This is a genomic window from Corallococcus aberystwythensis (assembly GCF_003612165.1).
GTDB lineage: Bacteria > Myxococcota > Myxococcia > Myxococcales > Myxococcaceae > Corallococcus > Corallococcus aberystwythensis.
The window spans coordinates 1-22,912 of record NZ_RAWK01000063.1; the positions used below are offsets into that span (position 1 = coordinate 1).

Annotated in this window: 19 protein-coding genes and 1 pseudogene; 10 read left to right on the forward strand and 10 right to left on the reverse strand. The window is 70.1% G+C overall.

The features are described 5' to 3' along the window. Positions 1-2,076 (forward strand): ATP-binding protein (locus tag D7W81_RS12720; RefSeq protein WP_120555629.1); only part of this gene is annotated, 2,076 nt, incomplete at its 5' end. A 7-nt stretch (positions 2,077-2,083) separates the two neighbouring features. Here D7W81_RS12720 and D7W81_RS12725 read toward each other — a convergent pair. Then, the gene (locus D7W81_RS12725; protein ID WP_120555630.1) at positions 2,084-2,671 is read right to left on the reverse strand and encodes a YqaA family protein; all 588 of its coding nucleotides are present in this window, start codon (positions 2,669-2,671) and stop codon (positions 2,084-2,086) included. A gap of 118 nt (positions 2,672-2,789) precedes the next feature. On the opposite strand from D7W81_RS12725, the gene D7W81_RS12730 reads away from it, so the two are divergent. From D7W81_RS12730 to trxA, 5 genes are all read left to right on the forward strand, one after another. Further along, a complete protein-coding gene (locus tag D7W81_RS12730) occupies positions 2,790-3,446 on the forward strand; it encodes an LON peptidase substrate-binding domain-containing protein (RefSeq protein WP_120555631.1) in 657 nt (218 codons plus the stop codon). Between the two features lie 130 nt (positions 3,447-3,576). Then, positions 3,577-5,469, forward strand: a complete 1,893-nt coding sequence (gene nadE / locus D7W81_RS12735; protein ID WP_120555632.1) for an NAD(+) synthase — start codon at positions 3,577-3,579, stop codon at positions 5,467-5,469. A 203-nt stretch (positions 5,470-5,672) separates the two neighbouring features. Continuing rightward, positions 5,673-6,815 (forward strand): hypothetical protein, encoded by a 1,143-nt coding sequence (locus tag D7W81_RS12740; protein WP_208721278.1) that lies wholly within the window; start codon positions 5,673-5,675, stop codon positions 6,813-6,815. A gap of 181 nt (positions 6,816-6,996) precedes the next feature. Then, positions 6,997-7,320, forward strand: a complete 324-nt coding sequence (locus D7W81_RS12745) for an FKBP-type peptidyl-prolyl cis-trans isomerase (protein ID WP_120555633.1) — start codon at positions 6,997-6,999, stop codon at positions 7,318-7,320. A gap of 9 nt (positions 7,321-7,329) precedes the next feature. Then, on the forward strand, positions 7,330-7,713 hold the full coding sequence (gene trxA, locus D7W81_RS12750) for a thioredoxin (protein WP_120555634.1): 384 nt from the start codon (positions 7,330-7,332) through the stop codon (positions 7,711-7,713). A gap of 37 nt (positions 7,714-7,750) precedes the next feature. Here the strand turns inward: trxA and D7W81_RS12755 are convergent, their stop codons facing one another. Continuing rightward, positions 7,751-8,638: a hypothetical protein gene (locus tag D7W81_RS12755; RefSeq protein WP_120555635.1), complete on the reverse strand. Its 888-nt coding sequence runs from the start codon at positions 8,636-8,638 to the stop codon at positions 7,751-7,753. Between the two features lie 116 nt (positions 8,639-8,754). Between D7W81_RS12755 and D7W81_RS12760 the strand changes: the two genes are divergently transcribed. Further along, positions 8,755-11,229, forward strand: a complete 2,475-nt coding sequence (locus tag D7W81_RS12760; protein ID WP_120555636.1) for a TonB-dependent receptor domain-containing protein — start codon at positions 8,755-8,757, stop codon at positions 11,227-11,229. Further along, positions 11,226-12,038 carry a hypothetical protein gene (locus D7W81_RS12765; RefSeq protein WP_120555637.1) on the forward strand — a complete coding sequence of 271 codons (813 nt, stop codon included), beginning with the start codon at positions 11,226-11,228 and terminating at the stop codon, positions 12,036-12,038. Before D7W81_RS12760 ends, D7W81_RS12765 begins: the two co-directional genes overlap by 4 nt. Before the next feature lie 19 nt (positions 12,039-12,057). On the opposite strand, the gene D7W81_RS12770 is transcribed toward D7W81_RS12765, so the two are convergent. From D7W81_RS12770 to D7W81_RS12790, 5 genes are all read right to left on the reverse strand, one after another. Then, complete coding sequence (locus tag D7W81_RS12770) at positions 12,058-12,594, reverse strand: Uma2 family endonuclease (RefSeq protein ID WP_120555638.1); 537 nt, start codon at positions 12,592-12,594, stop codon at positions 12,058-12,060. A gap of 129 nt (positions 12,595-12,723) precedes the next feature. Then, positions 12,724-13,674, reverse strand: coding sequence for an Ig-like domain-containing domain (locus D7W81_RS12775; protein ID WP_120555639.1), 951 nt, complete (start codon positions 13,672-13,674; stop codon positions 12,724-12,726). 185 nt (positions 13,675-13,859) lie between these two features. Further along, the gene (locus D7W81_RS12780; protein ID WP_120555640.1) at positions 13,860-14,600 is read right to left on the reverse strand and encodes a putative metal-binding motif-containing protein; all 741 of its coding nucleotides are present in this window, start codon (positions 14,598-14,600) and stop codon (positions 13,860-13,862) included. A gap of 127 nt (positions 14,601-14,727) precedes the next feature. After that, entirely contained in the window at positions 14,728-15,372 is a 645-nt protein-coding gene (locus D7W81_RS12785) for a hypothetical protein (RefSeq protein WP_120555641.1), read from the reverse strand. 113 nt (positions 15,373-15,485) lie between these two features. Next, positions 15,486-16,082 carry a hypothetical protein gene (locus D7W81_RS12790; protein WP_120555642.1) on the reverse strand — a complete coding sequence of 199 codons (597 nt, stop codon included), beginning with the start codon at positions 16,080-16,082 and terminating at the stop codon, positions 15,486-15,488. Positions 16,083-16,318: 236 nt separating this feature from the next. On the opposite strand from D7W81_RS12790, the gene D7W81_RS12795 reads away from it, so the two are divergent. Beyond that, a complete protein-coding gene (locus tag D7W81_RS12795; RefSeq protein ID WP_244227173.1) occupies positions 16,319-17,164 on the forward strand; it encodes an exonuclease/endonuclease/phosphatase family protein in 846 nt (281 codons plus the stop codon). A gap of 6 nt (positions 17,165-17,170) precedes the next feature. Beyond that, positions 17,171-18,886: a carboxypeptidase regulatory-like domain-containing protein gene (locus D7W81_RS12800; protein ID WP_120555644.1), complete on the forward strand. Its 1,716-nt coding sequence runs from the start codon at positions 17,171-17,173 to the stop codon at positions 18,884-18,886. A 4-nt stretch (positions 18,887-18,890) separates the two neighbouring features. Here D7W81_RS12800 and D7W81_RS12805 read toward each other — a convergent pair whose 3' ends face one another. The 3 genes and pseudogenes from D7W81_RS12805 to D7W81_RS44390 all read right to left on the reverse strand — a co-directional run. After that, positions 18,891-19,430: a winged helix DNA-binding protein gene (locus D7W81_RS12805; RefSeq protein ID WP_120555645.1), complete on the reverse strand. Its 540-nt coding sequence runs from the start codon at positions 19,428-19,430 to the stop codon at positions 18,891-18,893. 183 nt (positions 19,431-19,613) lie between these two features. Continuing rightward, entirely contained in the window at positions 19,614-22,274 is a 2,661-nt protein-coding gene (locus D7W81_RS12810) for a P-loop NTPase fold protein (protein ID WP_158621578.1), read from the reverse strand. A gap of 231 nt (positions 22,275-22,505) precedes the next feature. After that, positions 22,506-22,898 (reverse strand): annotated as a pseudogene (locus D7W81_RS44390) (trypsin-like peptidase domain-containing protein); the annotation flags it as partial. Between the last annotated feature and the right edge of the window lie 14 nt (positions 22,899-22,912).

Here is a 22,912-nt window from a genome sequence, read left to right on the forward strand (position 1 = left end):
GGGCTGGGCACGCTGGGGCTGGTGCTGGGCGGGGTGGTTTCCGCCGCGCAGTGGGGACCTTCCGGCTGGCTGTGGTGGATGGCGGACCTGCTGGGCATGCTGCTGGTGACGCCGGTGCTGCTGCTGCGCAGGCCCCGGCGCATGGAGCGCTCGTGGGAGGCGCTGCTGCTCACGGCGCTGACGACGGCGGTGTGCGTGGGCATCTTCGCCTTCCCCCGGCCGGGCTCCGGCGCGGCGCACGCGCTGACGTTCCTGCTCTTCCCGCTGATGGCCTGGGCGGCCCTGGGCTTCGGGCTGCGGGGGGCGGCGCTGTCCTCGCTCTCCATCGCGCTGGCGGCCATCGCCGGCACGGCGCGCGAGCTGGGCCCGTTCTTCATGGTGGACCTGCCGTACCGGGGCCTGGTGGTGCTGCAGCTCTTCATCGGCATCACCACGCTGACGGGCCTGCTGCTCGCGGCGGCGCGCGCGGAGCGCCGCCAGGCGGTGGAGCTCTTGGAGCTGCTGGCCACCACCGTGCGCGCGGTGCACGAAGGCGTGCTCATCTGCGAGGTGCGCGAATCCGGCGGGCTCCACACCGTCTTCGCCAACGAGGCCCTCTGCGCGCTGGTGGGCCGGCGCCGCGAGGAGCTGGTCGGCGCGGCGCCCGGGGACCTGCTGGCGTCCGGCGACGGCGGGGACCGGCAGCGGCTGGCGGAGGCGCTGCGCGAGGAGCGCTCGCTGCGCGCGGAGGTGGCGCTGACGCGGCCGGACGGCACGCGGGTGTGGAGCGAGATGCAGCTGTCCCCGGTGCGCGCCAACGGCGAGGCCGTGACGCACTTCGTGGCCACCCACCGCGACGTCACCGCGACGAAGGAGCTGCAGGCGCGGCTGGTGGCCGCGGAGCGCGTGGCGGCGGTGGGCACGCTGGCCGCGGGCGTGGGCCATGAAATCAACAACCCGCTGGCCTACCTGGCGCTGAACCTGGAGGCCGCCCGGCGCAGGCTGGCGGCGGAAGGGGCGGCGGCTCCGGAGGGCGTGCGCGACGCGCTCTCCAGCATCCGCGGGGCCCAGGAGGGCGCGGAGCGCATCCGCCTCATCGTGAGGGACCTGCAGGTGTTCAGCCGCGAGGGCGCGCCGGAGCGCGGGCTGGTGGACCTGAACGCGCTGGTGCCGCCCGCGGTGCGCGTGGTGCTGCACGCCCTGCGCGCGCGCGCGCGGCTGGTGGAGGACTTCGGGCCGGTGCCGCGCGTGCTGGGCAGCGAGGCGCGGCTGGGGCAGGTGCTGCTCAACCTGCTGGTGAACGCCATGCAGGCCATCCCGGAAGGGGACCCCGGCCGCCACGAGGTGCGCGTGCGCACCGGCACGGACGCGTCCGGCCAGGCGCGCGTGGAGGTGGAGGACACCGGCGGCGGCATCCCGCCGGACGTGCTGCCGCGCATCTTCGACCCCTTCTTCACCACGAAGGGCAGTGCCGAGGGCACCGGCCTGGGGCTCGCCATCTGTCAGCAGATCGTCCGCACGCACGGGGGCGAACTGCGCGTGCACAGCGTGCCGGGGAAGGGCGCCACCTTCACGCTGCTGCTGCCGCCCGCGCCCGTGCAGGGCGCGGTGCGCCCGCCGTCCCCGCCGGCCGTGGAGCCTTCAATGCCGGAGACGGAGGCCGCTTCCGGGCGGCGGGGGCGGGTGCTCATCGTGGACGACGAGCCCCGGCTGGCGCAGTCCATGCGCCTGCTGCTGGAGCCTGGCCACGAGGTCGTCACCACCACGCGCGGCGAGGACGCGCTGGCGAAGGTGGCCGCGGGCGAGTCCTTCGACGTGGTGCTGTGCGACTTGCAGATGCCGGGCATGGACGGCATCGCGGTGTACCGGCGGCTCCAGCGGGAGGCGCCCGCGCTGGCGTCGCGCGTGGTGTTCATCTCCGGCGGTGCGTCGTCGCCGGAGGCGCGCGCCTTCGTGGAGACCGTGGCCCAACGGGTGCTGGAGAAGCCGGTGCGCCCGGACGTGCTGCTGGCCACGGTGGAAGCGGTGCTGGAGGGCAGCCCCCCGGAGGAGGTCGCGGCGCGCGGCGCGGTGGGCGGCACGCGCCGCGGCCATTAGGCGCGCGTCAGACGCGCAGCCACTTGCGGGCGGTGGGGCCGAAGAAGCGCACCACGCTGCCCACCAGGAAGAAGCGCACCGAGCGGCCGATGACGGACGCCAGGAGGAACTGCTCCAGCGGCACCGACACCAGGCCGCTGCCAATGGCGACGATCTTGAACGGCGTGGGCAGGATGGAGCACAGGAGCGCCAGCACCCAGAAGTTGCGCCCCAGGAGTTCGCCCACCGTGCCGGACACGCCAAAGCGGTCCACGCGCACGTCCAGGTCGATGTGCAGCAGCTGCGTGATGCCCTCGCCCACGAACGCCCCCAGCCCGTAGCCGATGAGGCCGCCCACGAGGCTCGCCAGGGTGCCCAGCAGGCAGTAGCGCACCCACTTCTTCGGCTGGGCGAGCACCATGGGCACCAGCACGGCGAAGGGCGGGATGGGGAAGACGGAGCCATCCACCACCGACACCGCCATCATCGTGGCGAGCGCGTGCGGGGTGGACGCGGCAGCCTCCACGCGCAGGTACATCCGGCGGTACCAGGACAGCTTCGGGGTGTCGGCGGCCGGGGAGGCCGGGGCGGGAGAGACGGGCTCGGTAGGAGACATGCGGGGGCGCACCCTAGCGGAACCCGGGGCCCTTGCCACCGGGACGCCGGGCCCGGATGCCTGCCTGATTGGAATGCGCCCCCTGCCCCAGGGTCTTACACACGGAAGAAGGGTGACCATGACCGCACAAGAAACCGTGGAACGCGCCGCCATCTCACTGAAGGTGTTTCCGCTGCCGTCGGCGGTCCTGTTTCCGCACACCGTGATTCCCCTGCACATCTTCGAGCCGCGCTACCGGGCGCTGGTGAAGGACGCGCTCGCCACGGACCGGGTGCTGGCGCTGGGCCAGCTGGAGCCGGGCTGGGAGGGGAACTACGAGGGCCGTCCTCCGTTGCAGCCCCTGATGTGCGCGGGCGTCATCGTCTGGGACGAACAGGTGGAGGACGGGCGCTACAACATCCTCCTGCAGGGCGTCAGCCGGGTGCGGGTGGTGGAGGAGCTGACGCCGGGCACGCTCTACCGCCAGGTGCGCGCCCAGGTGCTGCCGGATGCACCCTACACGGGGCCGGAGGAGGAGCAGCTGCGCCAGGCCGTCTTCGAGCTGGCGGGCCGGGTGCCCCCCTCGTTCGCGGAGAGCCTGATGCCGGTGGCCGCGCGCGCGGGTGGGGGCATGCTGGCGGACGTGGTGGCGTCCTCGCTGGTGCCGGAGCCCGGCCGGCGGCAGGAGCTGCTGGCGGAGCTGGACGTCCGGCGCCGCCTGGCGCAGGTGCTGGAGGACGTGAGCGACCTCCTGGGCCAGCTGCAGCCGGTGCGCCCCAGCGGACCGCTGAACTAGCCCGCCATCTCCCGGGGCCTTCCGCGGAACTGAACGCCCCGGGCCCGCGGGCCGCATCATCCGCTTGCCCTGACCGCCCCAGGCGCGCATTGCTCGGGGCATCACGCCTTCCCAGGGAGAGCGACGCACCATGCGGCTCGTGAAGATTGGCATCGCCAGCGTCAACACCACCGTGGGCGCCTTCCAGGCGAACACCGACCGGGTGCTGGACCTGGCGAGGAAGATGGCGGCGGACGACGTCACACTGGGCGTCTTCCCCGAACAAGTGATTGCCGGCTACCCCGCGGAGGACCTGGTCCAGTGGCAGGGCTTCATCGACCACCAGTGGCCCCAGCTGGAGCGCTTCGCGAAGGAGACCGCGTCGCTGCCCCTGGTGAGCATCCTGGGCGTGGGCGTGGCCCACCAGGGCGTGCGCCTCAACTGCGCGGCGGTGGTGGCGGGCGGCAAGGTGCTGGGCCTCGTCCCGAAGGAGAAGCTGCCCACGTACAACGTCTTCTACGAGGGCCGCACGTTCGGCCACGGCCAGCCGGGCATGGCGGAAGAGCACCGGGGCGTCCCGCTGGGCGACTACATGTTCCAGTTCGACTTCGGCACGGTGGCGCCGGAGGTGTGCGAGGACATCTGGAGCGCGGATGGCCCCATGCGCCGGCGCGCGTACTCCGGCGGAGAGCTGGTGGTGAACCTGTCCGCGTCCCCCTTCCGGCTGGGCTTCTGGGAGACGCGCCGCGAGCTGCTCGCCACGCGCGCGTCCGACCACCAGGTGACCATCGCGTACGCGAACGCGGTGGGCAGCAACGACGGCCTCATCTTCGACGGCGGCGGCTTCATCAACCAGAACGGCCGCCACGTGCTGGAGACGCCGCGCTTCCAGCAGGGCTTCACCTCCGCCGTGGTGGACCTGGACCGCACGCTGCGCCTGCGCACGGAGAACACCACCTGGCGCGTGGACCGCGAGGACTGGGTGACGGGCGGCGGCAAGCAGGTGCCTACCCTGGACTGCACGCAGGCGGTGAAGACCCAGCGCCAGAAGCTGGCGTTTCCCGTGCCCGCGCACCGCAGCTTCTTCCTGCCCGCGCCGGACACCCGCCGCACCGCGCGCGTGGCGCTGTGCGAGGACATCCTGGACGCGCTGTCCCTGGGCGTGGGCGACTACTTCGAGAAGACGCGCGCCTTCAAGCTGTTCGGCATCGCGCTGTCGGGCGGGCGGGACTCGCTGCTCACGCTGCTCATCGCGCACCGGTACGCGAAGCGCGCGCGGCCGGACAACCCGGGCTCGCTCATCCAGGCGTTCTACATGCCCAGCCCGTACTCCAGTCAGCAGACGCGCGACGCGGCGGAGACCATCGCGCGGGAGCTGGGCGTGCCCTTCCAGGTGGTCTCCATTGAAGAGGCCTTCGAGCGGGAGAAGGCCGCCGCGCAGCAGATGCTGGGCGACGCGAAGCTCACCCCCATCACCGAGCAGAACATCCAGGCCCGCATCCGCGCCCAGCGCATGTGGAACTGGAGCAACTCCTGCGGCGGCCTGTTCCTCCAGACAGGCAACATGAGCGAGAAGTCCGTGGGCTACACCACCATCGGCGGCGACCTGATGGGCGCGCTCGCGGTCATCGCCAACGTGCCCAAGACGGTGGTGATGTACCTCCTGGACTACCTGCAGGAGACCACCGGCTACGAGGGCATCCGCAAGGTGCTGGCCAAGCCCGCGGGGCCGGAGCTGGCGCATGATCAGGTGGGCGAGGAGGAGCTGATGCCCTTCCCCATCCTGGACGCGTGCTTCTACCTGCACGCGGGCGAGAAGCTCACCCCGTCGGAGATGCGCACCGCGCTCACCGCCATGTTCCCGGAGGTGGATGCCGAACGGCTGGGCGGGTACGTGGACCGCTTCGTGCGCCTGTTCCACCAGTCCATCTACAAGTGGGTGCAGGCGCCGCTGTCGCTGCACATCGGCAACCTGGACCTGGACCGGGAACGCGCGCTGCAACTGCCTGTCGTCACCGGTTCGGCGTGGCTGCGCGGCGCGTGAGCGCATTGCCTTTCAACGTCTGTCTTTGACGGTGGACGGAGGGGCATTCAAGCCCTCCGCCCCCGTGAAGTGGCTCTGAAACCACGCCTTCTCCCCTGGAGGGCAGGCGGGCAGGTCAGCTGTCCGTGATGACCTGAGCAAGGCTTGCCGGATGTCCCTCGCACGACAACCTTCATGTCAGTCAGTCGACGGTGGAGGGTTTGATGAAAGCGAAGATTCTGGCGGGCGCCATCGCGGCGCTCATGTATGGGACGGGCGCTGGTGCGGCGGAGAAGGATTGCCCTCCGGGGCAGGCCGCGGTTCACAAGGACAAGGAGAACAAGGACCAGACGGCGCAGTCTTCCGGGGACGCGGTGCAGGAGGAAGACCTCCTCATCGAGGAAGCACCGGTGGATGAGTCGCTTCAGGGAACGGGTGGCAGCGGTTCCTCCGGGTCATCGATTGATGACTCCTCGAAGAGCAGCCTGGGCACCAGCGACCAGGGCCTGAGCAGCCCCAGCGCGGGGGCCACGGGTGGCAGCGGCGCGGTCTACCTGAACATGCCGCTGCGCTGCGAGCCGGTGGATCAGTCCGGCGTGGGTGGCAGTGGCGCCAGTGGCATCACGCCGGAGAGCCAGGACCTCGCTCCGGCTCCCACGGCGCAGCCTCCCGCGGCCGAGCCCCCCGCGCCTCCGCCTCCTCCGACCGGCTCCAGCAGCGGCGGCATGAGCCAGCAGGACGCCACGGGCGGCAGCGGCATGACCACGCCGCCTCCGAGCTACGCGCCCACGGCGTCCAGCGAGGAGGTCAAGCCGCTCGAGGTGGAGAAGAAGGACAAGAACGACAAGAAGGGCCTGACGCTGCTCATCGGTGGTGGTGTGGAAGGCTACACCGGCGCCCTGGCTCCGCAGATTGCCCCCGGCCCCTCCGCGGCCGTGACGGCGTCGCTCAAGCCGACGTCCGTGCTGGGTGTGGAGGTCGGCTACTCCGGCGCCTTGAACAACATCAAGGACGCGGGCGCCGCGGGTGCTGACGACGGCCCGGACCTGGTGCGCAACGGTGGCCAGGCGGCCCTGACGCTCGCCATCTCGCCGGCGGCGGTGCAGCCGTACCTGCTGGGCGGCATCGGCATCAGCAACTACCACTTCCGCGGCGGTGAGTCGCTTGGCTACAGCGACGACACCGTGGGCAACATCCCGGCGGGCGTGGGCGTGCGCGGCCACTTCGGCCACTTCACCGCGGACCTGCGTGGCTACTACAACTTCCTGTTCGACAAGCAGTTCGCCCCGGACATCGACCCGGGCGGCAGCGACCCGGCGGGTGGCGGTAGCTACACCACGACGCTGAACGTGGGTGGCACGTTCTGACCGGAAGCTTGAAGTGAAGGTCTCCATGGCAGGAGCTGGCGGCGGGGTGTCCGGAATCATCCGGAGCTCCGCCGCCACTTTTTTATTCCGGCAGGGCTCCCGCCATTCAGGGAGGCGGCAGGCTGCGCCCGGCATTAGAGTGCGCATTTTTGCATGGCGGATTCCCGCCAAGGAGCCTGGCATGAGCCTGGGAATTGAAGACGTGAAGGTCGGGACCGGCGCGGAAGCGGTCTCGGGCAAGCGGGTGACGGTGCACTACGTGGGCACCCTCACGGACGGCAAGAAGTTCGACAGCAGCCGGGACCGCGGCCAGGGCTTCACCTTCGGGCTGGGCGCCGGCCAGGTCATCCAGGGCTGGGACCAGGGCGTCGCGGGCATGAAGGTGGGCGGCGTCCGCAAGCTCACCATCCCGCCGGAGCTGGGCTACGGCTCGCGCGGCGCGGCCGGTGTGATTCCCCCCAACGCCACCCTCCTTTTCGAGGTGGAGCTGTTGGACGTTCGTTAGGAGGCCATCATGGCGACGCTCGAAATCACGAAGGACAACTTCAAGGAGACGGTGGGCAAGGGTGGCATCGTCATCCTGGACTGGTGGGCGACCTGGTGCGGTCCGTGCCGCTCGTTCGCTCCCATCTTCGAAAGCACTTCCAACAAGCACGCGGACGTCGTCTTCGGGAAGATCGACACCGAAGCGCAGCCGGAGCTTTCAGGGGCCTTCGAGATCCGCTCCATCCCCACGCTGATGGTGTTCCGGGACGGCATCCTCCTGTTCGAGCAGCCGGGCGCGATGCCGGCGGCGGCACTGGAGGACCTCTTGCGGCAGGTCCGTGCGCTGAACATGGACGACGTGCGCCGCGAGGTCGAAGCGCAGCGCTCCGCGAAGGAATCGCCCAAGGCCTGACGTCCCGCCGGGGGCCTTCCCGGGTGACGGGAGGCCCTCAAGGCGCGGCGACGGTGCAGACGCCGCCGCCGTTGAGATGCGCCTGATCAACGATGCTCTGGGTGACGAACTCCTGGAGCGTGCGCAAGGCGTAGGCGCCGGGCTGGTAGACGACGGGCTGGCCCTGGGCGTCGCGCAGCTCGCCGCCGTCCAGGCCGCGCAGGTCGAGCAGGTCCTGGGACGCCAGTCCCTCCGGCGTGATGGCGTGGTGGGTGTCCGCGGTGGCGGCGATGGCCTCGAAGCGCAGCTGCACGCCGCGGTGGGTGCCCAGCCGGTCGTAGAACATGTGCTCGGCGTGGATGGTGACCTCCGCCTCCGCCACGGAGCCCTCCGGCACGACGATGCCCTGCGTCCCGTCCACGCCGTTGATGCAGTCCACCATCCGCGCGTTGACGGGGAAGCCCATGCGGAAGGTGTAGAGGCCCAGCGCGGGGTCGCGGTTCTGCGCGCGGCCCTCCACGAAGTAGCTGAAGCCGCGCTCGCGCATCATCGCCAGATCGTCCGCGGACACGGATGCGCCCGCCACGGTGCGCGCCTCCGGCGGGCTCACGCGGAAGGCCACGCCGTAGCGCCCCGCCTCCAGGCCCTCAAGGCCGGTGAGGGGCACGTCCCCCTTCTGCACGTCCACCACCCGGTGCTCGGACGTCGCCCGTACGTCGCCGGCCGCGGAGGTGAGGGTGAAGTCGCCCAGGGACACCAGGTACTTCGTGAACTGCACGGACCAGCCATCCTGGAAGAGGTGATCCGCGTAGCCGCGCTGCGTGCCGTCCCCGCCGCTCAGCGTCACCCGCACATCGCCCCGCGCCACGGCGTCGCCGCAGCCGGAGGCCACGAGCCCCAGCGCGCCCACGAGCAGGCCCCGGATCCACTTGCTTCGTTGGTTCATGTAGCTGGTTGGTATTTGCAACAGTGTTGCAAGTCAAGTCTGGGTTGCGATATCCACGGACCGCTGTTGGGAGGACCGCCTGTGCCGGGTGGACCCCGCCGCCCGAGGTCGTTGCCGTGTTCATCCCGACGCTGGTGCTCTGGCTGTTGAGCGCGTCGCCCGAAGTGCCCGTGACGCCGCCCGTGCCCGTGGAGGCGCAGCCGCCCGCGATGCCGGCGGACGTGCCGCCGTTGACGGAGGCGGTGCGCGTGCTGCTGCGGCTGACCATCGACGCCGGGGGCGAGGTGTCCCAGGTGGAGGTGCGGGAGTCCGGAGGGCAGGCGTTCGACCGGGCCGCGATGGCGGCGGCCCTGCGCTGGCGCTTCGAACCCGCGCGGCGTGGCGAGGAACCGCTGGAGGTGCGGGTGGACGTGCCGGTGGTGTTCGAGCCGGTGGCCGCACCGGTTCCAGAGCCGGAGCCGGAACCGGAACCGGAGCTGCCTCCGGTGCCCGCGAAGCCGGAGCCGCCCGCGTTCTCCACCACGGTGCGTGGGCAGTCCGCCGCGCCGCCTCCGGTCGCGGTGGGGGACTTCCACATCACGGTGGGGCAGCTGGCGGACGTGCCTCGCAACTCGGCGACGGACCTGATGCTGCTGGCGCCGGGGGTGATGCTCGCCAACCACGGTGGGGAAGGGCACGCGGAGACCGTGTACCTGCGCGGCTTCGACGCGGGCGAGGGCAAGGACGTGGAGATCCGCCTGGACGGCGTGCCCCTCAACGAAGTCTCCCAGGCCCACGGCCACGGCTACGCGGACACGTACTTCATCATCCCGGAGCTGGTGCAGTCCCTGCGCGTGACGGAGGGGCCCTATGATCCGTCGCAGGGGGACTTCGGCGTCGCGGGCACCGTGGAGTACCAGCTGGGACTGGAGCGGCGGGGCATCACCGCGTCCGCCAGCTACGGCAGCTTCGCGTCCCGCCGGCTGTCCCTGGTGTGGGGACCGCCGGAGTCCACCGCCGCCACCTTCGTCGGCGTGCTGCTGCGCCAGGGACACGGCTTCGGTCCGAACCGCGCGTATGCGAACGCGGGCCTCATGGCCCAGACAGAGCTGCGCCTGGGGCCGGAGACGAAGCTGCGCCTGTTCGGCGCGAGCTACGGCGCGCGCTATGGCTCCGCGGGCGTGGTGCGGGAGACGGACGTCGTGGACTCGCGGCTGCCGTGTGCCGCGGACGCGGATTCGCAGTTCTTCTGTCTCTACGACCCGAACCAGGGCGGCGCGAGCCAGCGCCACATCGCCTCCGTGGAGCTGACGTCCCGGCTGGAGCGCGGCGGCCGCTTCGTGCAGCAGGCCTTCGCCATTGCCCGGCAGATGCGCAGCCGCGAGAACTTCACCGGCTTCCTCCAGGACACGCCGCCCATCGGCGAGGCCCAGCGCGGTGACAACACCGAGCAGTCCTACCAGGGCACCACCGTGGGCCTGCGCGGACGCTACACGCCGGGCCTCACCTGGGCGGGACAGCCGCAGCCGGTGGAGCTGGGCTACGTGGCCCGCTACGACAACGTGCACACCCGCGCGCGGCGCCTGCGCGACAAGGGCGGTGCGCCCTACGCCACCGTCTTCGACAACCAGGTGCGCACCACGAACCTGGGCGCCTACCTGTCCCTGCGAGGCGCGCCGCTGGAGTGGCTCACGCTCCGGGGTGGCGTGCGCGTGGACACGTTCCTGTTCGGCGTGGAGGACCTGAACCGGCCATCCGAGGACCGGCAGGGGGCTCGCATCCCGGAGGAGTCCGTGGAGGCCTATGGCTTCTTCGCCAGCCCCAGGGCCAGCGCGGAGGTGCGCCTGACGCCGAGGCTCACGTGGCAGACCAGCGCGGGCCTGGGGGCGCGCTCCAGCGATGCCGCGGGCCTGTCCGACGCGGAGTTCGCGCCCTACGCGCGGGTGACGTCGGGAGAGACGGGCCTGGGCTGGCGGTGGGGGGATGGCCCCTCCACGCTGGAGCTGCGCGGCGCCGTGTTCGCCACGCGCGTGTCCCAGGACCTGGTGTTCAGCGAGACGACGGGGCGCAACCAGCCCATTGGCCCGTCGCAGCGGCTGGGCGCCTTCGGCAGCGCGCGCTTCCAGTGGGAGCAGCGCCTGGACGTGCAGGCGAGCCTCGCGTGGGCCCGCGCGACGCAGCCGTTGCCCGGTGCCTCGCCGTGGAAGGTGTGGGACGGCACGGTGCTGCCGTACATCCCGCAGGTGCTGGGCCGCGTGGACGCGTCGTGGCGGGGCACCGCCACCGTGGCCCGGCAACCGGTGGGGTGGAGCGTGGCGCTGGGGCACAGCGCCATCGGGCCCAAGCCCCTGCCGTTGGACCGCTACAGCCAATCCATCTTCCTCTTCGACGTGGCGGCCCGCGCGCGGTGGCGCGCCGTGGAGCTGGGCGTGTCCGTGGAGAACCTGCTGGACGCGCGCTGGCGGGAGTCCGAGTTCAACTACGTCTCCAACTTCCGCGGACCCGACGCCCCCGCGTCCCTGCTGGCCACGCGCCACTTCTCCGCCGGTGCCCCTCGCACCGTACGCGGCACCCTCACCGTGTACCTGGACCTTCAGGAGGACCGGCCATGATGCGTCCCACCCGTCGTGCCTTCACGTGGATGCTGGGCGGAGCGCTCGCGGCGGGCTGCGGCCTGTCCGGCACCGGAGGCCGGAGCATCACCTTCCGCATGGGGTTGCGCACAGCGCTCGCGCCCGGTGAGTCCGCGGTGGGCACCTTCACCACGGACACCGGCTGGCGCGTGGCGCTCACCACCGCGCGTCTGGTGCTGGGGCCCATCTACCTGTTCGAGAAAGCCTCGCCCCTCCAGCCCCAGGCCCTGCTGCGCCGGCTGGGAGACGTGCTGCTGCCCACCGCGCACGCGCACGAAGGGGACTTCTTCTCCGGAGGCCGCGTGCTGGGCGAGTGGGACCGGGAGGTCGTCTTTGATCTGCTCGCGGACGCGGGACAGGTGCGCGTGCTGGGACGCTCACCGGGCATCGCGGGCATGGCGCGGTCGCTGTCGCTGTTGCTCCAGCCGCCTTCGAGCGCCCTGGGCGCGGAGGCGGACGTGATGGAGGGGCGCTCCCTGTTCCTGGAGGGCGTCGCGACCCAGGCGGCGGCCCGCGTGCCCTTCCGCGTCGCGATGGACTTCCCGCCTCCCGTGGAGCTCCAGCGCGTGGACTTCGTGCCCATCGAGGTGGACCTGGACGACGAGGGGCTCTTCGTCCTGGAGCCGCAACCGCACCGCTGGTTCACCGGCGCGCGGTTCGACCGGCTGACGTTGCCCGCGGAGGGCACTCCGGTGGACGTGGGGACGGACACGCAGGTGTACCGGGCGCTGAGCGTCAACGTGCGCCGCTTCGACGCGTTCACGGGGGCGTGGGAGCCCGCGGCGTGAAGCCGCGGGCACAGGGCCTTCAGTCCTGGGTCCAGAACGGTGACAGCATCAGGTCCACGTTGCCGAAGGGTTCCGCGCGCACGCGCTCCTCGGCGACGAAGGTGTTCATCAACACCCAGCGCTCGTGGTCCTGACGGAAGACCTCCACCACGCGGTGCACGGGGTTGACGACCCAGGCGTTGCGGATGCCCGCTCGGGCGTAGCGCGGCAGCTTGGCGGCCAGGTCCAGCTTCGCGGTGGCGGGCGTCAGCACCTCGCAGATCCAATCCGGCACGCGGTCGATGAACGCGCCGTCGGGCAGCGTCGGCGGCCGTCCGCCCATCCAGCCCGCCAGGTCCGGCACGAGCACGTCCTGGCCCAGCAGCAGCCGCGGCTCGGAGGTCCACCACCAGCCCTCCGGCGCGCGACCCAACAGCGGCGTCAGGCCCTGCTTGCGCGCGGTGGGCGGCGACGAGACGTAGAGGACGCCGTCGAGTGCCTCGCCCACCAGGTAGTGGGGCAACGTCTGCACTTCCTCGTAAGGGGCGAGCGTCCTGCGGGTGGCGGCGTGGCCCATGCGGTGGTCCTCCGAGTCCGAGAGAGACCGTCACCGTAGCGGGCAGACTTCCGCGCGGCATTGGACCGCCAGGGCGGCCCATCTTGTCCTGGTGGACGCACGCACTTCCCACGGGTCGTGTGGGGCTTGCTATTCGCGCTCCAGCACGAATTGGATGTGCTCCGAAGCCACGGGGCCGAACTGGAGCAGGTGGATCTGATCCCCCGGCTCCGACGTGAACGTCACCGTGTGCGTGATGCCGGCGCAGATGAACCGTGCGGGCGCGAGCACCGACGCGACGTCCGTCCCCGCCGTGTCGTTGGTGACCTTCGTGGGCACCTCCTGGTCCAGGTAGAGCGTGACGTGCTCGGCGTTGTCCGGGTCGGAGATGAAGCCCGTGTAGCCACCGAAGCCCGCTTCACCGGAGCGCAGGGTGACGTCGTAGCGCGCGTGGCCGTTGTGGGTGTCGGGCGGGAAGTCGAACGGCGTGCGGCCCGCGGTGACGGCCTCCGGCGTGTTGACGAGCGTGTGCGTGCACGCGTGCTCCAGCTCCGGGTCGCGCTCGCCGGTGGTGAAGTCCAGCGCGGTGTCTGGCAGCGCGAGTCCGGCCGCGTCCCTCAGTGCCTCCAGTGACAGGGCGTAATGCGTGGAGACCTCCAGCGGGCGGGTGCTCTCCTCCGTGCGCGGCACGGTGACGGTGAGCGTGCGGGCGTCCCCGGACCAGGTGCCGGTGAGCGCGCGGGAGGGGACGGTGGTGTCCGTGCGGTCGTGCAGCGTGACCCGGGCGGCGGTGGGGTCCATGGGCTCGCTGAAGGTGAGCGCCAGCACCTTGCGGAACGCGATGACCGGCGTCTGCCCGGACGCGTCCAGGTACATCTCCAGCGGGTAGACGTCCGTCTCGCCCTCGGAGGGAAGGGAGGCGGTGACGGCGGCGGTGGACGTGCCCGCGTCCGTGCCTGCATCGCTGCCCGCGTCCATGCCGGTGCCCGCGTCCGTCGAGGTGCCGGCGTCCGGCGTGACGATGGGGTCGTCGTCATCGCAGCCCGTCAACGCGAGGGCGGCACAGGTTGCGAACAGGAAGGTGGCGGAGGAGAGACGCATTGGGGAGTCCTTCATGCGGTGGGGCGGCCCGCGGCGGAAGCGGCGCGCCGCGTTCGGGGAGGCGGTGGAGGACGCGTCGTCGAGCGTCCTTCATGCGGGGAAAGACCCACGCCGGAGCACCGTTCCGAGGTGAGGTGCTCCGGCGCGGGAGCGGGCCTTCTCAGGTCCGCGTCAGGGGACCGCGGTCAGCACTGCGACCCGTCGCAGTTGTCATCGACGCCGTTGCCACAGATCTCCGTGGCGCCCGGGTTGATGCTCACCGCCGCGTCGTTGCAGTCGAAGCGCTGGGTCGTGTAGCCGGAAGGCGGCGTGCACGCGGTGAGGACGGACACGGAGTTGTTGCCGTAACCGTCGCTGTCCGCGTCCTGGTAGTAGCGCGTGCGCGTGTCGTTGAGGAACTCCGGCACCACGGTGACCGTGTTGCCGGACGCGGGGCCCGCCGCGACGATGTACGTCGTGCCCGCCGTCAGGTCATACACGGACACGTGGACGAGCGTGCAGCCAGCGGCCGACACGGTGTGCGACAGCGCGGCCGGCACCGTCGCGCTGGTGCCGCCGTTGACGACGGTGAACGCCACGTTCTTCGTCCGGTAGAACGCGTAGGAGCCGGTCGTGGCCGGCACGTACGTGACGGAGCCCTCGGCGCTGGACGGCAGCGTCAGGTCGTAGGCCTTGTGCTTCGTGCTGATGGCGGGCGCGCTGGTGGTGCGCGTGGCGCTCGCCGTGATGGCCACGTGGTCCGTGGGGTTGCCGGCGTGGGCGCACGCATGCGTCGTGATGCCCGTGCCCATCGACGTGCAACCGGCCTCCAGCTCCTGCGAGTCCTGCGCCTCGAAGGAGGCCTCCGGCGCCTCCTCCATCGGTCCGCAGGCCGTCAGGCCGAGCGACAACAGCGCGCCCAGCGCGATGCGCTTCATCTTCAACATGGGTGTTTCCTTTCGGGATGCCGGGCGCGGCGGGGTGCCAGGCGGCCAGGAGCCGCCGGTGCGCCCGGTGGCTCACTCATGCCGTAAACGCAACTTGGTTGCAATAATGGCCGGGCGATTCAGGCCGTCACTGGAGGTGTTCGATGACGAGCCCCAGCTCGGTGCTCGCGGTGGGGCCGAAGGTGACGGTGTACTGGACCTTGTCCGTCAGCTCGTAGCCGACCATCTGCTTCAGGCCGTCGCAGAATGCGCCGGTGGCCTGGCTGCCCACGGGCTCCACGACGCGCTCGCCCTCCTTCACGGTGACGGAGACGTCCGGCGTGCTCAGGTAGAGGGCGAAGTCACCGGTGGCCCAGGCCTTGAAGCTGAAGGTGCCCACGGACTGGTTGTTCTCCGGGCGCAGCTTGACGGTGTAGTGCGTGTGGAAGTCATCCACGCGCGGCTGCCGCTCCGGGGACGCGGTGACGGTGGCGAAGGGGCCATGGGTGACGTGGAAGCAGGCGTGCTCGCCGTTGTCCCCGAAGTCGAAGCCCTCGCGCGGCACGTAGTCCGGGTCCGTCACGCAGGACAGCCCCCCTTCGCTGGCCAGGTAGCCCCGGTCGCAGTGGCACCAGTCGCCCTCAGGCTCTCGGTGGATGTGGCCGTGGGGGGCGCATGGGTCGGCCTGCTCCTGGGGCGTGTCGTCCGGACCGGGCGGATCGTCGCCGCCGCCGCAGGCGGTCAGGACCGCGAGGCCGCCGGCCAGGAGGAGGGCTGGAAACGGGGTGCGCATGGAGCTGCCTCATCGGAATCCGTGATGTATATGCAACTGAGATACAGAAGTTTTCGGATGTTGGGAAGGCCCGTGGGCCTTGGAGGTGCCCACGGGCCTTCACTCACCCGGGGTTACTCCTCGTGGTGGTCGTGCCCGGTCTCCTCGATGACGAGGAGGAACGTGGAGGGCTGGGGAACGACGGCCGCGAAGTCCACGCGGTAGTCGATGCCACCTTCCAGGTCGGCCGTGACGGCGGTGCGCAGGCTGCCGCAGACCTCCTGCGGGATGTTGTAGCGGCACTCCAGGCCGACTTCTTCATTCGTGGCCGCGTTGACGACGCGGACCGCGCGGTAGCCGGAGGTGAGGAAGGCGTACTCGGTGGACTCTTCCGGGGTGAAGATGACGGAGCCCGCGTAGCCGAGCGTCCACTGCTGGTATGCGATGGCCGGCAGGGTGACGTTGTACGCGGTGTGCCCCACGCTCACGTCCACGAAGGACGGGCCGCCATAGGGCGCGGCGGTGACGGACTCAAAGGGACCGTATTCGGCGTGGAAGCAGGAGTGCTCGGCCACCTCCGCCAGCTCCTCCGTGTCCTGACAGGCGGCGAGCAGCTCCGACTGCTGGGTGACGGGGGCTTGCGACTCCGGGGCGGGGGCCTCTTCGGTACCGCAGCCGGCGAGCAGGAAGACGGCTGCGATCAGGGCATGGGGATGCTTCGGCTTGGACATGGGGACTCCTTGGGGTGGGGCCTCGGGTGAAGGCGGGGCCCCGCAATAGATGCCATTTGGAGTCACATGCAATCAAGTTGCATTTGCGGAATGGTGTCCGGGGAGTGTCGTGCCAGGGAGGGCTGTCACCTCGATTCCACGCAGCGGGGCTTTCCTGGAGGCCCTGGCATGCCGAAGATGGGGCGCTTCTTCTCCCGCTGGCCCCGAGGTGCCGTGAAATGAGAGGGTCGTCCTTCTTGTCGCGCGTCCTGGTGTTGACCGTGCTGGTGCTCCCTGCGTTGGCGCAGGCGGGCTCGTACCTTCGGGTGGTGAGCTGGAACCTCCGCCACGAGGGATGGGCCGCCGAGCAGACGTACCTGGATGACGCGAAGCAGCTGTGGAACCAGTTCGGCGCGAACAGCACGTCGAACAACGGCTGTGACCTGGTGTTCCTCCAGGAGGTGATGGACGCGGCGGCGGCGACGGCCATCGCGCAGAACCTGACGCAGGTGTCCGGGGTGACGTGGAAGGCGGTGGTGACGCCGCTCATCGGCCGGTCGTCCTACAAGGAGTCCTACGCGGTGCTGTACCGCGCGGACACGGTGTCGCTCCTGTCCTCCACGGTGTGGACGGACACGGGGGACCTGTTCGAGCGCGAGCCGCAGGTGGTGAAGGTGCGCCACGTGCCCACGGGCGCGGACTACACCTTCCTCAACTGGCACGCGGTGTGGGGCGTGGCGGCGGACCGCACGCTGGAGGCGCAGGCCATCGACGGCGTGTTCGCGTCCGTGCAGTCCGCGAGCGGCACGGACCAGGACGTCATCCTGGTGGGCGACCACAACATGATCTGCACCCACGCGTCCTGGAACCAGCTGAAGGCCCTGTCGCCCGCGGTGACGTGCAAGCTGGACGTGGCCACGACGATGAACACGTCCGGCGGCTACGCCAACGCGTACGACCATTTCTGGATGCAGGACACCTACGTGACGGAGTTCTCCAGCACGGGCCGCGACTACATCGCGAACACGGTGGACTACGTCACCCGGCTGTCGGACCACGCGCCGGTGTGGCTGTCCCTGTACTCCAACAGCGATACGGACTGACGCCGCATGCGCGTGAAGCGGATCCTGGGCGGGTTGCTGGTCGCGGTGCTCCTGGGCGTGGGCGCGTGGATGCTGCTGCGTTCCGCACCTGTGCCACCGCCGATGCCTTCACCCGTGGCCACGTGGATCGAGGACGCCGGGGTGCCGGAGGTGTCTCCTCCGGTCGAGACGGCTGGGGTCCCGGACGCGGGCCTGTGGCTGACGGCAACGCTGGAGGGTTCGCGGCCGTTCGAGGGAGAGGCGCGCGTGGGTGCGGCGTTCATCTCTGATTCGGATCGCGGATGGTGGGAGGAGGAGGGCCGCCAACGCATCGCGCGCACGGGGCCCGCGCGCCTGGAGGACCTGGCCAACGTGCGCGAGTGGGTGGAGGCCCCTGTCACTGCTTCCGCGCAGGGGGGCGTGGTGGGACCGGTGGAGGTGCCGTCCGCGCCGCGCTACCAGGTCATGGCGTTCTCGCCGGATGGCACCGTCTGGTGGGGCGACCACGTGCCCGCCACGCAGCCGGTGACGGGGCGCGTGGACCTGGGCCGGCTGCGCGAACACCCTCCCACGGGCATCCGCTTGCGGCTGGATGGCGCACGCGACATTCCAGGAACGTTCTCCGTGCGGATGCAGCGGGTCGCGGATCCGGAGACCGTGGATGCGGTCAGCCGCCTGCTGCCGGTCCTGGCGCTGGCGGCGCCAGGGTTGATGCATGCCTTCGAGAACGACACTCCCGTGCCCCTGGTGAAGGACGGGGAGACGCGGCTCGCGCCACTGCCACCGGACCGCTCACTGCGGCTGTGGTTGCGCACGCCTTCGGGAAAGCAGAGCGAGCCGGTGGAGGTTTCAATGCGCGAGGGCTCCATCGCGCAGGTGACGCTGGACGTGGCGAGGATGTTCCCGGAGGGCCTGGGGGAAACCGTCACGCTGCGGGGGCGGGTGTTGCTGGGCGATGGGACGCGGCCCCTGGGGACCGCGGTGTACCGGCGCGGCGATGGTGAGGAGCTGCCGCTCGCGCTGGATGGCCGCTTCACGATTCCGGACGTGCCGGCCTGGACGGAGACCCGCTTCACGGTCCGGCGGGAGGTGGCGGAGGAGGAGGGACGGCCCCAGGGACCGCTGTGGTGGGACTTCGTGTTCACGCCGACCGCGGAGTCGCGGGGCACGGTGGACGTGGTGTGGCGCATGCCGGTGTACCGGTGGCTGGTGCTCCGGATGGATGGCTTCACGCGCGCGCAGTTGAGGGAGCACTCGGAGCCGCCCTATCCGGTGTACCTGCTGGAGCGCCGCGATGCGCGGGGTGACTGGATCATCGTGCCCACGCGGGAGTTCCGCCCGGAGGGCGACAACCTCGCGGTGTCCCTGACGGAGCCCGGCACGTACCGGATCCAGGTGGCGTCGTCGCCGTATGCGTCACGCCCGAGCAGCACGGCGCGCGTCGGCGAGGACTTCGCGGAAGTGGAGACGCGGCTGTCACCAGAGGACGCGGCTGTGTCCGCGTGCGAGGTGCGGGTCACCCGCGAGGGACAGCCGGTGGCGGGGGCCATGGTCATCGCGGGCGGAGGGATTCCATCGTTGCCGCCCGTGCGCGGGGATACGGACAGCGCGGGCCGGTGGCGCATGGGGCCCGTGACCTCCAGCGCGCTCCCGCTGCAGGTGCACGGTGGAGACGCCATGGATTGGGAAGGTGACGGAGCGGAGGCGTGCCGCCGCTCGGGCGTCGTCGAGGTGCGGCTGTAATCCGTCAGGCGGCCGACGCCGTTAGAAGCTCGTCGGGGGCGCTGGCCAGCTCGGTGTTCTCCTCGGCCACTTCCTCAGCGGTGCGGGCCTGGGCGGTCAGGGCCTGCACCCACAGCTCCAGGATGTCCATCAGCGCGCTGCGCGTCTCGCCCTGGAGCGGGGACAGCAGCTTCGCCATGCGCTCCTGCACCTGCGCGTCCAGTTCATCCGCGAGCGCGCGGCCCGCGTCGGTGAGGCGCACGCGCACGCGCCGCCGGTCATGGCGCACCGAGCGTTCACGGCGCACGAGGCCGCCGTCCTCCAGGCGATCCACCAGCCGGCTCAGGCGTGGCATGGCGAGTCCCCCCAGGCGCATGGCGAGCACGCCCACGGGCAGCAGGCTCTCCGAGCGCAGCCACCAAATGGCCTGGAGTTCCCGCCGCTCCCAGTGAGGATGGCTCAGGGCCGCCAGGGGGCTCTCCAGCGCGCCGCACCGGGCCGCGTCCACGAGGAGGTTCCGCCACCGAGCCACCTGCACGCGCACGTCCACCGAGAGCTCCGTCATGCACCCCTCCGCGCCGAGGGCATTCACCCGCGTCCGGCTCCGCGGGCGTTGCTCCCGGCATCCCGCGGGCTCCAAGGTCCCGCGAAGGACTCAACGGGGATACGTGACGGACATATCGCTCCGGTTTCTGACCGGATTTCACGGGGCGGGCTTACCGCGTCTGGCACAGCGAGTTCTGGATCCTCACGAGGCCTTGCTCTCCTTGTGTAGAACGAAGGGCGCTGGCTTCTTCCGCGCCATCAGCACCGAGCGTGCCTGGAAGGAGTAGCGCGCGACGCGGGGGGCCCACTTCACGAAAGTTCCGCAGGTGAGGTCCTCCGGAAAGATGCGTTGCGCCCGGATGTCCGCTATCCGCGCCAGCAGCTTCTCCCGATGTTCCAGCGACCCGTCACGCGCCGTTTCGTTGGCGAAGAAGCCGAAGATGAAATCCCACCACGAACCCGTTGGCTCGAGTTCCACCAAAGTTTCCAGCACTCGCGCCGCTTCCGCCGGGTGGCCAATGAGCAGCGCGAGCAGGAACTGGGCGAACAGGCACTCCCCGAGACGCTCCTGGTTCCCAACGAACGTAGCCCGCTCGTTCGGAGGGAGGGATGCGTGCAGGAGTCGGTACGTGTTGACGAATCGCTTGGCGGCGCGAGGCGAGGGGATGAATCCATGCAGCGCCTTCATGTAGCGGCGCTCCTCGTCCGTGATGCGCAGGAGGAGCGGTGCTGGAGGTGGCGGAGGCGGCTCGCCGCGGAGGGCAGGGCCGGCTTCCAGAGCGGGCAGGGGCTTCGGTTCAGGCGTGGACGCCGTAGGCGCGGGGAGGACGGGCTGGGACGTGGGCTCCCTGGGCGGAGCTTGGATGGCGGCGGGGGGCTCGGCGCTGGCCTGGGTCAGGTCGTCGATGAGGGAGCCGAAGCCCTCTGGTTCCATGCCGCGCAGGGCGTAGGGAATCTGGAAGATCTTCTCCAGGTAGTTGAGCGGCGTGGATTGCCAGTGGTGCTGCTCCTCGGTGGACATGCCGCTGTCTTTCCGGAGCGAGGACTGGAAGACATTGGAGCTCTGCTGGAGTGAGTGCAGCAGCCAGCGTGAATCCACCCCGACCACGACGACGAACAGTTCGAAGGCGAGGAGGAGGTGGACGGCCTGGAGGACGTCGACGACCTTGTCCTCCGGGCAGCGGTCCAAATCGTCGATGTAGAGGATGATGCGGTCGATGCGCGGCAGGTCGGAGGGCATGCTCGAGTGTTCCTCGCGCGCCGCCTTGAGCAGCTCGGTGAGCCGTTCGAAGTCCTGCTGGGCCCGGGCGATGACGCCCAGGTGCTGGGTGTAGTCGGTGCTCTGGTGCCGCTTGCGGATGAAGTCGGAGACCTGCCGGTCCGCGCGCAGGGCGTCAAGCTGGGCCTCCACGTCGTGTAGCGCCTGTGTGGCTTCGTCCACGGACTTCTGGGCTTGATCCACCTGAAGGGTGAGGGCCTTGCGTTCCGTCTCCAGCTCCGTGCGCCGGGCCTGCTTGCGTTCTTCGATTTGGGCGGTGGCCGCGTTCCAGGCGGTCTCCAGCTCCTTCGCCGCCGCCTTCGCCGCCGCGAGGAAGGGCCGGAGTTTCAGCACGAGTCCCGCGATGCCGGCGACGCCCAGGAATCCGCACAGCTCCTTCCAGGCATCGATGAAGTGAGGCGCCACGAACAGCGCGAGGAGGGGGAGGCCCAAACATACGAGCAACAACAGCAGGAAGTTCCGCCGTTCTCCGGAGGGCTTGACCGACAGCGATTGCCAGAAGGCGCGGAGGCGTCCGGACAGGCTGCGCAGCTCCAACAGCTGTTCGATGCCCTCGGTAGTCAGCGCCTGCTTCAGGGGAAGCTGGAGCTTCGCGGAGAGTTCATCCGCCTGTTTCTGGAGTCCAGTGGTCTCCAGGATGCGCTGGAGGGTGTTCCGGTTGAGCTTCACGTCTCGCAGGTCGGAGCGGAGCTCTTCCTCCGCGGACTCCAGCTTCTGGAGCCGTTCCTCGCTCTGACGGAGGCTGAGCGCGACGGATTCCTTCTGCTTCTGGGCCTCGGCCAGCACGTTGCGCGAGCTATCCGTGGCGGCGAGCAGTTGAGCGCGCTTCGTAGCGGCGGTGACGGTGTCGCCGCTGGAGAGCTTCTGGGCGAGCTGTTCGAAGATCTCCGAGGTCAGGCTGGCCCAGAGGTTCTGCGTGTCGATGTAGCTCCAGGCGTTGAAACGGATCTGGACAATCTTCTCGCAGTAACCCGGGGCCGCCGTCGCCGCGACGGCGTCGATGGACTTCTCCAAGCGGCGCATGAAGAAGCTCTTGCCGCTGCCCCAGTCGCCGAAGAGGCCCAGGGACAAGGGGGGCGCGACGTCGCGCGCGGCCAGGACGGAGACCAGCGCCTGGACTTCCGGGTCGATGCCCAGGCGGTCCTCACCCTGGAGATCATCCGGGCGGAAGCCCGCGAGGATCGGTGTGTCGACGGGCTCGGCAACGATGAGTTCCCGGCTCAAGCCCATGGCCGCCATCGCCTGGACGAGCGGGCTGTCGGTGACGGAGAGGACACCGTAGAGCAGGTGAGTGCTCTCGATGTGAGCCGAACGCTGAGCGTCGGCTGCCTTCGCGGCGAGCTCCAGGGCTTCGCGAACGTAGGAAGACAGCTCCGGGACGGTTTCCAGAGGAGTGACGTCGTAACTTCCGTTGAGAGCAATCGCAGTTTGGCTCCACTCCTGGATGCGGCCCATCAGCTCGTCGGAAGTGATGCCCTTGCGCCGCATCTGGTTGGGAAGGGGACCGCTTGATTCCGCTACGAGTGCCGCGACGAGGTACTCCAGGAGGAGCTTGGACCAGGGGTTCAGGACGGCTCGGCGCAAGCCATCCGCGACCGAGACAACCTGTAGCGCGGAAGGTGACAACCGTTCAAACCATCGACGCTCGGTGGTCCTCAGTGGGACCGACACCGCTTCTTCGTGCTCTGATTCTTCGTGCTCTGACACGAGGTACTTCTGGACGATGGGCCAGATAGGGCTCTCTCGGAGCCAAGCCATAGGGATGGCTTGGCACATCCCAGATGACGAGGAGATCGAACGAAGAATGCCGACGAGGCGGCCTTCGGAGACGATGGGGGCGCCACTGCTCCCCACTGAGAGAAGTGGACCGTCGACTCTCAGGGTCAACAGTCCGCTGTCTTCGACTTGAGCAATGACAGCCGAGAACCGCTCGGTAAAGGGAATCAGCCCACCTTCGATTATTCTGCGGGACTGGCATCCCGCGCCTACCCGCGGAGGTTGGAGCGTTAGGGCGGGGGGAGGCTGAATGGCATGGTCGTACTGCTCAATCTCCAGGAGCGCGAAGTCTCTCCGTGGATCGCGTTCGATGATGCGAGCTGTTGTCGTGAGGGCCCCTCGCGTTCTCAATGTAACGACGACGCGGCCCGCTTCGCCGACAAGGGCGTGATTGGTAGTGAGCGCCAGTCCTGGTGCCAGCAGCGCCGCCATGGCATGCCAACGGG